This is a genomic window from Streptomyces sp. STAM6 (assembly GCF_054963715.1).
In genome coordinates, this window is sequence record NZ_JBUEFZ010000018.1 from 14,471 (window position 1) to 27,385 (window position 12,915).

At 72.1% G+C, this 12,915-nt stretch carries 14 protein-coding genes; 9 read left to right on the top strand and 5 right to left on the bottom strand.

Annotated elements, in window-relative coordinates:
* Nucleotides 1–56 precede the first annotated feature (56 nt).
* Complete coding sequence (locus ACY34K_RS20875; protein WP_462749217.1) at nt 57–260, bottom strand: hypothetical protein; 204 nt, start codon at nt 258–260, stop codon at nt 57–59.
* A gap of 9 nt (nt 261–269) precedes the next feature.
* Nucleotides 270–1,010 carry a 2-phospho-L-lactate guanylyltransferase gene (gene cofC, locus ACY34K_RS20880; protein ID WP_462749220.1) on the bottom strand — a complete coding sequence of 247 codons (741 nt, stop codon included), beginning with the start codon at nt 1,008–1,010 and terminating at the stop codon, nt 270–272.
* Between the two features lie 126 nt (nt 1,011–1,136).
* Here cofC and ACY34K_RS20885 point away from each other — a divergent pair, with 126 nt between their 5' ends.
* The 3 genes from ACY34K_RS20885 (at nt 1,137) to ACY34K_RS20895 (ending at nt 4,129) form a co-directional block, all read left to right on the top strand.
* Nucleotides 1,137–1,889 (top strand): lysophospholipid acyltransferase family protein, encoded by a 753-nt coding sequence (locus ACY34K_RS20885; protein ID WP_462749222.1) that lies wholly within the window; start codon nt 1,137–1,139, stop codon nt 1,887–1,889.
* Nucleotides 1,886–2,896, top strand: a complete 1,011-nt coding sequence (locus ACY34K_RS20890; protein ID WP_462749223.1) for an NAD(P)H-dependent glycerol-3-phosphate dehydrogenase — start codon at nt 1,886–1,888, stop codon at nt 2,894–2,896. The genes ACY34K_RS20885 and ACY34K_RS20890 overlap by 4 nt, the downstream gene beginning before the upstream one ends.
* An 84-nt stretch (nt 2,897–2,980) precedes the next feature.
* Complete coding sequence (locus ACY34K_RS20895; RefSeq protein WP_462749224.1) at nt 2,981–4,129, top strand: D-alanine--D-alanine ligase family protein; 1,149 nt, start codon at nt 2,981–2,983, stop codon at nt 4,127–4,129.
* 334 nt (nt 4,130–4,463) lie between these two features.
* Here ACY34K_RS20895 and ACY34K_RS20900 read toward each other — a convergent pair whose 3' ends face one another.
* A complete protein-coding gene (locus tag ACY34K_RS20900; protein WP_462749391.1) occupies nt 4,464–4,934 on the bottom strand; it encodes a DUF3515 domain-containing protein in 471 nt (156 codons plus the stop codon).
* A 23-nt stretch (nt 4,935–4,957) separates the two neighbouring features.
* On the bottom strand, nt 4,958–5,191 hold the full coding sequence (locus ACY34K_RS20905) for an Lrp/AsnC family transcriptional regulator (protein ID WP_028802415.1): 234 nt from the start codon (nt 5,189–5,191) through the stop codon (nt 4,958–4,960).
* Between the two features lie 217 nt (nt 5,192–5,408).
* Here ACY34K_RS20905 and ACY34K_RS20910 point away from each other — a divergent pair, with 217 nt between their 5' ends.
* Entirely contained in the window at nt 5,409–6,383 is a 975-nt protein-coding gene (locus ACY34K_RS20910) for a thiamine-phosphate kinase (RefSeq protein ID WP_462749228.1), read from the top strand.
* A complete protein-coding gene (thiD, locus tag ACY34K_RS20915) occupies nt 6,380–7,180 on the top strand; it encodes a bifunctional hydroxymethylpyrimidine kinase/phosphomethylpyrimidine kinase (RefSeq protein ID WP_462749231.1) in 801 nt (266 codons plus the stop codon). Before ACY34K_RS20910 ends, thiD begins: the two co-directional genes overlap by 4 nt.
* 240 nt (nt 7,181–7,420) lie before the next feature.
* Here thiD and rpmB read toward each other — a convergent pair whose 3' ends face one another.
* The gene (rpmB, locus tag ACY34K_RS20920) at nt 7,421–7,606 is read right to left on the bottom strand and encodes a 50S ribosomal protein L28 (protein ID WP_030195073.1); all 186 of its coding nucleotides are present in this window, start codon (nt 7,604–7,606) and stop codon (nt 7,421–7,423) included.
* A gap of 265 nt (nt 7,607–7,871) precedes the next feature.
* On the opposite strand from rpmB, the gene ACY34K_RS20925 reads away from it, so the two are divergent.
* The 4 genes from ACY34K_RS20925 (at nt 7,872) to coaD (ending at nt 12,869) form a co-directional block, all read left to right on the top strand.
* The gene (locus ACY34K_RS20925; protein ID WP_462749233.1) at nt 7,872–9,452 is read left to right on the top strand and encodes a DAK2 domain-containing protein; all 1,581 of its coding nucleotides are present in this window, start codon (nt 7,872–7,874) and stop codon (nt 9,450–9,452) included.
* 26 nt (nt 9,453–9,478) lie between these two features.
* Nucleotides 9,479–11,692: an ATP-dependent DNA helicase RecG gene (gene recG, locus ACY34K_RS20930; protein WP_462749235.1), complete on the top strand. Its 2,214-nt coding sequence runs from the start codon at nt 9,479–9,481 to the stop codon at nt 11,690–11,692.
* Between the two features lie 86 nt (nt 11,693–11,778).
* On the top strand, nt 11,779–12,363 hold the full coding sequence (gene rsmD / locus ACY34K_RS20935; RefSeq protein ID WP_462749237.1) for a 16S rRNA (guanine(966)-N(2))-methyltransferase RsmD: 585 nt from the start codon (nt 11,779–11,781) through the stop codon (nt 12,361–12,363).
* A 26-nt stretch (nt 12,364–12,389) separates the two neighbouring features.
* Nucleotides 12,390–12,869, top strand: coding sequence for a pantetheine-phosphate adenylyltransferase (gene coaD / locus ACY34K_RS20940; RefSeq protein ID WP_462749393.1), 480 nt, complete (start codon nt 12,390–12,392; stop codon nt 12,867–12,869).
* The last annotated feature ends 46 nt before the right edge of the window (nt 12,870–12,915 follow it).

Below are 12,915 nucleotides of genomic sequence, written 5' to 3' on the forward strand. Positions count from 1 at the left end.
ATGCCGGGCCGGACTCCCCCTCGGGGAGCCCGGCCCGCGGTGTGTGTGGAGCGTGATCAGAGCGTCTGCAGCGTCACCAGCGTGATGCGCAGGGCCTCGCCCTCGCCCTCGGTCTCGATCCGGACCCGCTGTCCCGGGCGCAGCAGCAGCAGACCGCCCGCGTCGAACGCCTCCGTCCCGAAGTCCACCGGGGTGCCGTCGTCGAGCAGCACACTTCCGCTGCGGGATTCGGGGTCGTACGTGTACGCGGTCGCCTGCATGACCGCAGCCTATCCGGACCGGGGCACCGGGGACCCTCCGGCGGATCCCCCCGGCACACCGGCCCCGGCCGCCGCCCACCGCTCGGCCGTGCGCGGCCCGACGCCCAGCGCCAGGGCCGCCCGCAGATCCGCGACGGTGTCCACGTCCTGGCGCACGGACGCGACGCCGTCCAGTCCTATTTCGACCGCGCCCGTCGACAAATGGCGGCGCCGCGACGCCCCGCCGAATGCCGGGCGCAATTCCACACCGGGCGCCGCGGCCAGCAATGTCGTACCGATTTCGGCGGCATCCGGGAGAAAAGCACGCGGAAATTGCCCGGCCGCCGACAGCACGCGCGCCAGCTCCCCCGGGCGCAGCGCCGGCAGGTCGGCGTTGAGCGTCGCGACCGGTGCCCCGGGGCTGTGGGCGCGGACCACCTCCGCACCGTGCGCCAGGGCGGCGTTGAGACCCGCGGCGGGGGAATCCGGCACGATCAGTGCCCCCAGGGCCCCCAGCGCCCGCCCGGCCAGCGGGTCGTCCGTGACGACCGCCACATCCCGCACCGCGGGGCAGGCCAGCGCGGCGGCCACCGTGTCCAGCGCGAACGCCAGTGCCAGGCCGGGCCGGGCCGGGGCGCCGGCGTCGGGAGCAAGCCTGCTCTTGGCCAGCACAAGGGGTTTCAGCGGGACCACGAGGGACCAGGAATGGGACCAGGGACGGGTCGGTTCGGCGTTCGTGGCGGAGTCTCCTTCCGTGCGCTTCGCGCTCATTGTGGCGCGGCCGTGCCGCGACCCGGAGGGCTGGTGACAGGGGTGGGGCGTACGGTGTTCTCGACAGACCAGGGCCCCGGGGCGACACTTGACCCCCGGCAAGCCAGCCCAGAGGAAGGTGCACGAGTGTCCCGCCGCAGAATCGGCTTCTGGTACCGCCTTGCGGCGGTCATCGCAAAACCGCCGCTGGTGGTTCTGTTCAAGCGGGACTGGCGGGGAATGGAGCACATTCCGGCCGACGGCGGATTCATCACCGCCGTGAACCACAACTCCTATCTCGACCCGCTGTCGTACGCGCACTACCAGTACAACACCGGACGGGTTCCGCGCTTTCTGGCGAAGGCCGCCCTTTTTAAGGGCTCGTTCGTCGGGACGATGCTGCGCGGCACCGGCCAGATCCCCGTCTACCGCGAGACGACCAACGCGCTGGACGCCTTCCGCGCCGCCGTGGCCGCCATCGAACGCGGGGAGTGCGTCGCCTTCTACCCCGAGGGCACCCTCACCCGCGACCCGGACATGTGGCCCATGGCGGGCAAGACCGGCGCCGCACGCGTCGCGCTGCTCACCAAGGTGCCCGTGATCCCGGTCGCCCAGTGGGGCGCCAACTTGGCGATGCCGCCGTACGCCAGGGAGAACAAGATCCGGCTCTTCCCGCGCAAGACCCTGATCGTGCAGGCCGGACCGCCGGTCGACCTTTCGCGGTTCTACGACAAGGAGCCCACCCCCGAGGTGCTGCGCGAGGCCACCGAGGTCATCATGGCCGCGATCACCGCGCTGCTGGAGGAGGTACGGGGCGAGAAGGCGCCCGCCGTGCCGTACGACCACCGCAGGGCCAGGCTGGAACAGCGGCGCAAGGCCGCGGGGGAGGAAGCCAAGTGACACGCCCCGTCAAGGCAGCGGTCTTCGGAACCGGCTCGTGGGGGACGGCCTTCGGCGTGGTGCTCGCCGACGCCGGCTGCGAGGTGACCCTCTGGGGCCGCCGGCAGGAGATCGCCGACGCCATCAACACCACCCGCACCAACCCGGACTACTTCCCGGGCGTCGAACTCCCCGCGTCGCTGCGTGCCACCACGGACCCCGCGGAAGCCGCGCACGACGCCGACTTCACCGTACTTGCCATCCCCTCCCAGACCCTGCGCGACAACCTCGCCGAATGGGCGCCCAAACTGGCCCCGGACACCGTGCTCGTCTCCCTCATGAAGGGCATCGAACTCGGCACCGCCAAGCGGATGAGCGAGGTCGTCCAGGAGGTCGCCCACGTCCCCGCGAGCCGCGTCGCCGTGGTCACCGGCCCCAACCTGGCCAAGGAGATCGTCGCCCGCATGCCGGCCGCCGCCGTCGTCGCCTGCGAGGACGAGGAGGTCGCCCGGCGCCTCCAGGCCGCATGCCACACCCCGTACTTCCGCCCGTACACCAACACCGACGTGGTCGGCTGCGAACTGGGCGGCGCGGTGAAGAACGTCATCGGTCTGGCCGTCGGCATCGCGGACGGCATGGGCCTCGGTGACAACGCCAAGGGCTCGCTCATCACACGCGGCCTCGCCGAGACCACCCGCCTCGGCCTCGCCATGGGCGCCGACCCGCTGACCTTCTCCGGCCTCGCCGGCCTCGGCGACCTGGTGGCCACCTGCTCGTCCCCGCTCTCCCGCAACCACACGTTCGGGACGAACCTGGGCAAGGGGATGACCCTGCGCGAGACCATCGCGGTCACCAAGCAGACCGCCGAGGGCGTCAAGTCCTGCGAGTCCGTGCTCGATCTGGCCCGCCGCCACGGCGTCGACATGCCCATCACGGAGACCGTCGTCGGCATCGTCCACGAGGGCAAGCCGCCGATGGTGGCGCTCAAGGAGCTGATGTCGCGCGCCGCCAAGCCCGAGCGGCGCTGATCGGACGACTTCGGGGGCCCGCCGGAGCCGGTGGCCGTGGCCGTCGCTGACGGGGCGGGGAGGAGCGGGTACGCTCATCGCGATATGAGCAGCGAGAACCTCCCCACCAGCCCCGGGCGTAAGCCGCGCGTGGCCGTCGTCTTCGGCGGGCGCAGCTCCGAGCACGCCATCTCCGTCGTCACGGCCGGTGCCGTCCTGCGCGCCATCGACCGGACCAAGTACGACGTGCTGCCCATCGGCATCACCACTGACGGCCGCTGGGCGCTGACCGCCGACGAACCGGAGCGGATGGCCATCGCCGACCGCGCGCTGCCGAGCGTCGCCGATCTCGCCGAGTCCGACGAGGGCAGCGTCGTCCTCTCCGTCGACCCGGCCAACCGCGAGGTCGTCTACAGCGAGCCGGGCTCCGTGCCCAAGGTCCTCGGCGACGTCGACGTGGTCTTCCCGGTGCTGCACGGCCCGTACGGCGAGGACGGCACCCTCCAGGGCCTCCTGGAGCTCTCCGGCGTGCCCTACGTGGGCGCCGGTGTGCTCGCCTCGGCCGTCGGCCAGGACAAGGAGTACATGAAGCGGGTCTTCATCTCCTACGGGCTGCCCGTCGGCCCGTACGAGGTGATCCGCCCCCGCGAGTGGCAGCAGGATCCTTCCGCCGCCCGCAAGAAGATCGTCGACTTCGCCGGTGAGCACGGCTGGCCGCTCTTCGTGAAGCCCGCCCGGGCCGGCTCGTCGATCGGCATCACCAAGGTCGACGACGTCTCCGGGCTCGACGCGGCGATCGAGGAGGCCCGGCGCCACGACCCCAAGATCCTCGTGGAGTCGCTGCTGACCGGTCGCGAGATCGAGTGCGGTGTGCTGGAGTTCGAGGACGGCCCGCGCGCCAGCGAGCCCGCCTGGATCCCGCCGGTCAGCGACCACGACTTCTACGACTTCGAGGCCAAGTACATCGACTCCGCCTCCGGTGTCGTGCCCGCACCGATCACCCCGGAGCAGACCGCCGAGGTGCGGCGGCTGGCGATCGCCGCGTTCGACGCGGTGTCGTGCGAGGGCCTGGTCCGCGCGGACTTCTTCCTGACCGACGACGGCGAGTTCGTCATCAACGAGATCAACACCATGCCGGGCTTCACCCCGATCTCGATGTACCCGCGCATGTGGCAGGAGAGCGGCGTCAGCTACCCCGAGCTGATCGACCTGCTGATCCAGGCCGCCCTGCGGCGCCCGACCGGCCTGCGCTGACGCGCCCGACCGGCCTGCGCTGACGCGCCCGACCGGCCTGCGCTGACGCGCCCGGCCGGGCCGCCCGGCGGCCGTGGCCACCGGGCCGGGGCGTTTCCGCCGGAGCACGATCCGGAAGAAGCGCGCCCCAGGGCGTGTTTCGAAAGTGGCGTCGTTCGCCCGGAGGGCGGGGCCGGGGGCGCCCGGTGCGTGCGATCGCGAGGCGGAGGGTGGGGGTACCTCCCGCGCCGCCAGGCGCAGGGGGAGAGAGCGCGGCGGGCTGCGCCGACGACCGACGACGCCGCGAGCGTGCGTGTCGGGCGTTCCCGGCCGGACGGGACTTTCGAAACACGCCCTAGAGGCGCTTCGGGACCGTCTTCCGGACGGGGGCGGCGAGATCCAGCAGCGGGCTCACCTCGGTGAACCGTTTGTCCAGCGTCACCTCGACATATGTCATGCGATAGGTCGTGGTGAACCGGGTCGCGCCGCCCGCCTGCTTCTCCAGCATCCAGTTGACCCCGTCGACCTCCACGGCGTCGGCCTTCTCGTCGCTCATCCTTTCGGGCCGGGGGACACCGCAGCGCAGTACGATCGCCTCGTCACCCCACCCGGCGGTCAGGTCGGAACCCGGCTCCGGATCATTCCGGCCGAGTCCCGCGAGGGTCTCGGGAAGCTCCTTGTGCAGCGCTCGGCAGAAGGGGGCCTCCTCCGCCGGCGGGCTGGGAACCGTGATCGACGCCTCGGCGTCGCTGGAGGAACAGCCCGCTGCCGCCAGCAGGACGGTGGCGGCAGCGACGGGCATGCGTGAGAGCCGGCGGGAAGACATCACCGGCCAAGGGTAGACGGGGGCTACAGGTGCACGACGGGGCAGGTGAGGGTTCGGGTGATGCCGTCCACTTGCTGGACCTTCGCGACCACCATGCGGCCGAGTTCGTCGACCGTGTCGGCCTGGGCACGCACGATCACGTCGTAGGGACCGGTGACGTCTTCGGCCTGGATCACCCCCGGGATCTTGGAGATGGTCTCGGCGACCGTCGACGCCTTGCCCACCTCGGTCTGAATAAGGATGTACGCCTGAACCACGGAACCTCCAGGGCGGCCACGAGGATCTTGTGGATAGAAGAAAGGGACGCCACGGTACCGCGTCGCCGCGGGAGACGGGGAGACCTGCGCGGCCGGTGGCGTACGAGGTCGGCGTACGGAATGGCGTACGGAACACAGAGTTGACGGTTCACTTGACGGTACCTACAGCAGTGACGGCGCGCGACCGCAACCGCACTGGGGCAGAAGGGGCACAGGCATGAAGGGCACTGTCGGCGAGTTGGGGGAGTTCGGGCTCATCAGAGAGCTCACCTCCCGGCTCACCTCCACCCCGGCGGTACGGATCGGGCCGGGCGACGACGCCGCGGTCGTGGCCGCACCGGACCGGCGCGTGGTGGCCAGCACGGACATCCTGCTGGAGGGACGGCACTTCCGCCGCGACTGGTCCACCGCCTACGACGTGGGACGCAAGGCCGCCGCCCAGAATCTGGCCGATATCGCGGCCATGGGCGCCGTGCCGACCGCGCTGCTGCTCGGCCTGGTCGTCCCCGCCGAACTCCCCGTCACCTGGCCCACCGAGCTCATGGACGGGCTGCGCGACGAGTGCCAGGTCGCGGGTGCCGCCGTGGTCGGCGGCGACGTCGTACGCGGCGACACCATCACCGTTTCCATCACCGCCCTCGGCGACCTGCGCAACCACGAGCCGGTCACCCGGGCCGGCGCCCAGCCCGGTGACGTCGTCGCCTACACCGGCTGGCTGGGCTGGTCCGCGGCCGGGTACGCGGTCCTCTCCCGCGGTTTCCGCTCGCCCCGCGCCTTCGTCGAGGCACACCGCCGGCCCGAGCCGCCCTACCACGCGGGTCCCGCCGCCGCCGGCCTCGGTGCCACCGCCATGTGCGACGTCAGCGACGGGCTGATCGCCGACCTCGGCCACATCGCCGAGGCCAGCAAGGTCCGCATCGACCTGCGCTCCGGTCTCATCGACATCCCGACCCAGATGAACGACATCGGCCAGGCCGTCGGTGTCGACCCGCTGCAGTGGGTGCTCACCGGGGGAGAGGACCACGCGATCGTCGCGACCTTCCCGCCGGACGTGAAGCTGCCCGCCCGCTGGAAGGTGATCGGCGAGGTCCTCAACCCCTCCGCGCTGCCCCAGGTCACCGTGGACGGCGCCCCCTGGCACACCAAGGGCGGCTGGGACCACTTCGGCGGCCACTACGGGGACGGCGAATGACCCAGGCGCCGCCCCGGGTGCTGACCGTCGCCGGCTCCGACTCCGGCGGCGGCGCCGGCATCCAGGCCGACCTCAAGACCATGCTCGCCCTCGGCGTCCACGGCATGAGCGTGATCACCGCCGTCACCGCGCAGAACTCCCTCGGCGTCCAGGGCGCCTGGGAGCTGCCCGTGGAGGCGGTCCGGGCCCAGTACCGCAGTGTCGTCGACGACATCGGCGTGCAGGCCGTCAAGACCGGCATGCTGGCGTCCGCGCCGCTCGTCGAGACGGTGGCCGGACTGCTGGCCGGGACCGACGCACCCGTGGTCGTCGACCCGGTCGGGGTGTCCAAACACGGCGACTCGCTACTCGCGGCGTCCGCGCTGGACTCCGTACGCAAGGCGCTGCTGCCCGTCGCGACCGTCGCGACGCCCAACCTCGACGAGGTCGCCCAGCTCACCGGCGTGACCGTGGAGAGCGAGGACGACCTGCGGCGCGCGGCCGCGGCGGTACTGGAACACGGGCCGCGCTGGGCGCTGATCAAGGGCGGCCACCTGCCCGGCGGGGCCGACGCGGTCGATCTGCTGACCGACGGCACCGAGGAGCACTGGCTGCGGGCACCCCGGTACGACAACCGGCACACGCACGGCACGGGCTGCACACTCGCCTCGGCGGTGGCGTCGGGCCTGGCGAAGGGCCTGACCGTGCCCGAGGCCGTCCGGGCCGCCAAGGAGTACGTCACGGGGGCCATCGCCGCCGGGTTCGCGCTGGGCGGCGGGATCGGCCCGGTCGACCACGGCTGGCGGTTGCGGCCCTAGGGCGTGTTTCGAAAGTCCCGTCCGGCCGGGGGCGTCCGGGGTCCGGCGTACCCGGAGGCCGGGACGCCGGAATCCGGGAGGCCGGAATCCGGGAGGCCGGAATCCGGGAGGCCGGAATCCGGGAGACCGGAGGCGGGGAAACCGGTTCAGGGAAACCGGTTCAGGGAAAGGCAAAAAGCCGGTCCACCGAGGTGGACCGGCTTTTCGGGCAACCGGACAGGCTGCGCTACGACGGGAGCGTCAGCGCGAGACCTTGCCGGCCTTGATGCACGAGGTGCAGGCGTTGAGGCGCTTCGGCGTCCCACCGACCACGGCACGCACACGCTGGATGTTCGGGTTCCAGCGACGGGGCGTACGGCGGTGCGAGTGCGAGATGTTGTTGCCGAAGCCCGGCCCCTTGCCGCAGACGTCGCAGTTGGCAGCCACGGGTCACTCCAAAGACTTCAGATGCACTTACAGTGAAATCCGGCGAGCCGGAATCAGGTCTGGTGACTGAAGTGGCGTTGCCGGGGGAATGGCCCGACTCTCGTCGGGCAACCGGAGCAGCATACAACGGCTGCTTCGGTACAACGAAACTACCACGGCTCGCCCCGCCCCCGCGTGGGCCCCCGGCGCCGGGCGGGGTCTACCCTGCGTGCAGCCCGCCCCCGCTCCGCCACGGCGCGCGGGACCGCCGAAGGAGGAGCACCAGGTGCCGCAGAACCTCGACCCGGACGTGGTCCGTGCCTGGTGCTCGCTGGCGCTGGAGGCGCTCGGCCGGGAGCGCGAGGAGATCGACGCGATCAACGTCTACCCGGTCGCGGACGGGGACACCGGCACCAACCTCTACCTGACCGTCGAGTCCGCCTCCCAGGCCGTGGAGGCCGTCTTCACCGCCCTCACCGCCCCCGGCCTCGACGACGCCGTGAGGGCCATGGCGCACGGCGCCCTGATCGGCGCCAGGGGGAACTCCGGGACCATCCTGGCCCAGCTGCTGCGCGGCATGAGCGAGATCCTCACCGAGGGCCGTGACGGAGATCACCTGGCCCGGGCGCTGCGCCGGGCCGCCTCCTCCGCGCGCGATGCGGTCGCCCACCCCGTCGAGGGCACCATCCTGAGCGTGGCCTCGGCGGCGGCCTCGGCCGCGGCGGGCATCTCCGACCCGGCGGCCGTCGCCCGCGCCGCCTACGAGGGGGCCCGCAAGGCTCTGGACTCCACCCCCGGACAGCTCGCCGTGCTGGAGCGGGCCGGCGTCGTGGACGCCGGCGGACGGGGACTGGTCACCGTGCTCGGCGCCCTGGTCCAGGCGGTCTCCGGCGAGGCGCCCGCCCGCCCGGTCCACGCGACCAGGACGACCGTCACCGCCTCCCCCGAGCCCTGCCCGGACGGCGGGCCGGCCTTCGAGGTCATCTATCTGCTGGAGGCGGACGACGAGGCCGTGGCCCGGCTCCGCGCCCGGCTCGACGCACTCGGCGACTCCCTGGTGGTGGTGGGCGGCGACGGGTTGTGGAACGTCCATGTACATGTGGACGACGCGGGCGCGGCCGTGGAGGCCGGGATCGAGGCGGGGCGCCCGTACCGCATCCGGATCACCCACTTCGGCACGCCGTCGGCGGAGCCCGTGGAACGGGCCCAGCGCGCCGTCGTGGCGGTACTGCCCGGCGAGGGACTCGCCGCCCTGTGCGCCGAGGCGGGCGCCACCACCCTGCTGGCCAGGCCCGGGGAGCCGCCTGCGAGCGGCGAGCTGGTCGAGGCCATCCGCCGCGCCCACGCGCGCGAGGTGGTGCTCCTGCCGAACGACTCCGAACTGCGGCACACCGCCGGTGCCGCCGCCGAACAGGCCCGGGCGGAAGGCATCCGGGTGGCCCTGATCCCGACCCGCGCCGCCGTCCAGGGCATCGCCGCGCTGGCCGTCCACGAACCGGACCGCCGCTTCGACGAGGACGTGGTCGCGATGACCGCCGCGGCCGGCACCACCCGCTACGGCGAACTGGCCTTCGCCGAGGCCCAGTCGTTCACCTCGGCCGGCGTCTGCCAGGCCGGCGACGTCCTCGGCCTCATCGACGGCGACGTCGCGGTGATCGGCCAGGATCTGTCCACCACCGCGGTGACGGTCCTGGACCGCATGCTCTCGGCCGGCGGTGAACTGGTCACCCTCGTCCTCGCCGACGACGCCCCACCGGAGCTGGCCGGACTGCTGGAGGCCCATGTCCGCGAGGCCCACCTGGCCGTCGACACGATCACCTACCAGGGCGGCAGCCAGGCATCCCCGCTCCTGATCGGCGTCGAATAGCGCACTTGTCACTGCCGTGGTGTGCAATGGATCGCGTGCCTGCGTTCGACGAACCACTGAAGAAGCTGCTCGGGCCCGCCACCGCCAAGGTGATGGCCGAGCACCTCGACCTGCACACCGTCGGTGATCTGCTCCACCACTACCCGAGGCGGTACGCGGAGCGCGGCGAGCTGACCGCGCTCGCCGACCTGCCGCTCGACGAGCACGTCACCGTGGTCGCCCAGGTCGCCGACGCGCGCGTGCTGACGTTCAACGGCGCCAGGGGCCGCGGCCAGCGCCTCGAAGTGACCATCACCGACGGCAGCGGCCGGCTGCAACTGGTCTTCTTCGGCAAGGGCGTCCACAAGCCCCACAAGGAGCTGCTCCCCGGCACACGCGCGATGTTCGCCGGCAAGGTCTCGCTCTTCAACCGCAAACTGCAGCTCGCCCACCCGGCGTACGAGCTGCTGCGCGGCGACGGCGACGAGGCGGTCGACTCCTGGGCCGGAGCGCTGATCCCGATCTACCCCGCCACCACGAAGCTGGAGTCCTGGAAGATCGCCAAGGCGGTCGACGCGGTGCTGCCCAGCGCCCGGGAGGCGGTCGACCCGCTGCCGCCCGCGCTGCGCGAGGGCCGCGGCCTCACCGGTCTGCCGGACGCCCTGCACAAGGTCCACCGCCCGCGCACCAAGGCCGACATCGCCGACGCGCGCGACCGCCTCAAGTGGGACGAGGCGTTCGTGCTCCAGGTCGCGCTCGCCCGCCGGCGGTACGCCGAGACCCAACTGCCCGCCGTCGCACGGAAGCCGGCCCCCGACGGCCTGCTCGCGGCCTTCGACGCCAAGCTGCCCTTCACCCTCACGGAGGGCCAGCAGAAGGTCTCCGGGGAGATCTTCGACGACCTGGCCACCGAGCACCCGATGCACCGGCTCCTCCAGGGCGAGGTCGGATCCGGCAAGACCATGGTCGCCCTCCGGGCGATGCTCGCCGTGGTCGACGCGGGCGGTCAGGCCGCCATGCTCGCCCCCACCGAGGTCCTGGCCCAGCAGCACCACCGCTCGGTCGTGGAGATGATGGGCGAGCTCGCCGAGGGCGGCATGCTCGGGGGCGCCGAACAGGCCACCAAGGTCGTCCTGCTCACCGGCTCCATGGGCGCGGCCGCCCGCCGCCAGGCCCTGCTGGACCTGGTCACCGGCGAGGCGGGCATCGTCATCGGCACCCACGCGCTGATCGAGGACAAGGTGCAGTTCCACGACCTCGGCCTGGTCGTGGTGGACGAGCAGCACCGCTTCGGCGTGGAGCAGCGCGACGCCCTGCGCGGAAAGGGCCACTCCCGGGGGGAGAAGCGGATCCCGCACCTGCTGGTCATGACGGCCACGCCGATCCCGCGCACGGTCGCCATGACGGTCTTCGGCGATCTGGAGACCTCGGTCCTCGACCAGTTGCCGGCGGGACGCTCCCCCATCGCCAGCCATGTCGTCCCCGCCCAGGACAAGCCGCACTTCCTCGCCCGCGCCTGGGAGCGGGTGCGCGAGGAGGTCGAGAACGGCCACCAGGCGTACGTCGTCTGCCCCCGCATCGGCGATTCCCTCGACGAGGCGGCCGCGTCCGGCAAGAAGTCCAAGGAGGAGGAGGGGGCGGAGAAGCGTCCCCCGCTCGCCGTCCTGGACGTCGCCGAACAGCTCGCCGGGGGCCCGCTCGCCGGTCTGCGCGTCGAGGTGCTGCACGGCCGCATGGCCCCGGACGACAAGGACGGCGTGATGCGCCGCTTCGCCGCGGGCGACACCGACGTCCTCGTCGCGACCACCGTCATCGAGGTCGGCGTCAACGTGCCCAACGCCACCGCCATGGTGATCATGGACGCGGACCGGTTCGGCGTCTCGCAGCTGCACCAGCTGCGCGGCCGTGTCGGCCGCGGCTCCGCCCCCGGCCTGTGCCTGTTGGTCACCGAGATGCCCGAGGCGAGCCCGGCCCGCCGTCGCCTCGCCGCCGTCGCCTCCACCCTCGACGGCTTCGAGCTCTCCCGCATCGACCTCGAAGAGCGCCGTGAGGGCGATGTCCTGGGCCAGGCCCAGTCCGGCGTGAAGTCCTCCCTGCGCATGCTCACGGTCATCGACGACGAGGAGGTCATCGCCGCCGCCCGGGAGGAGGCCGTCGCGGTGGTGACCGCCGATCCGGAACTGGAGCACCTCCCCGAGCTGCGCACGGCACTGGAGGCCCTGCTCGACAAGGAGCGCGAGCGGTACCTGGAGAAGGGCTGATCCGGCTCCGGGGCCGGACGGCGCACCCGTGCCGCGAGCCCATATCGTGGAGTCACAGACCCCATCCGAAGGACCGAGGACCGCAGATGACCCGCGTGATCGCCGGCGTGGCCGGCGGACGCCGCCTGGCAGTTCCGCCGGGCAACGGCACCCGCCCCACCTCCGACCGGGCGCGCGAGGGCCTGTTCTCCACCTGGGAATCGCTTCTCGGGACACTCGAGGGCATCCGGATCGCCGATCTGTACGCCGGGTCCGGTGCCGTCGGCCTGGAGGCGCTCTCCCGCGGCGCCGCCCACGCCCTGCTCGTCGAGGCCGACAGCAGGGCCGCCAGGGTCGTCCGTGAGAACGTCCGGGGGCTGGGCCTCCCCGGGGCCGAGGTCCGCACCGGCAAAGCGGAACAGATCGTGACAGGTCCGGCGCCGACCCTGCCGTACGACGTGGTGTTCCTCGACCCGCCGTACGCCGTTTCCGACGGCGATCTTGGGGAGATCCTCCTCACACTCCTCGCTCAGGGCTGGCTCGCGGAGGATGCCCTCGTCACCGTGGAGCGCAGCACCAGAGGCGGGGAATTCGCCTGGCCGCGGGGATTCGAGCCACTGCGGGCCCGTCGCTACGGCGAGGGAACGTTTTGGTACGGTCGCGCCGCCTCTACGTGCGAAGACGCACCATGACCGGACCGGAGAGCGAGGGACTTCAGTTGCGCCGCGCAGTCTGTCCGGGGTCGTTCGACCCCATCACCAACGGACACCTCGACATCATCGCCCGCGCCTCCAAGCTGTACGACGTCGTGCACGTCGCGGTGATGATCAACCAGTCCAAGAAGGGGCTGTTCACCGTCGAGGAGCGGATCGAGCTGATCCGCCAGGTCACCGCCGACTTCGGCAACGTCGAGGTGGAGTCCTTCCACGGCCTTCTCGTCGACTTCTGCAAGCAGCGGGAGATCCCGGCCATCGTCAAGGGGCTCCGCGCGGTCAGCGACTTCGACTACGAGCTCCAGATGGCCCAGATGAACAACGGCCTCTCGGGCGTCGAGACCCTCTTCGTACCGACCAACCCGACCTACAGCTTCCTCTCGTCCTCCCTGGTCAAGGAGGTCGCCGCCTGGGGCGGCGACGTGTCGCACCTGCTCCCGCCGGTGGTGCACGAGGCCCTGGTCGAGCGCCTGCGCCGGAAGTGACCCCCGCGCACCCCGTCTGACAGAACGTCACCCGGTGTCGGCCGGG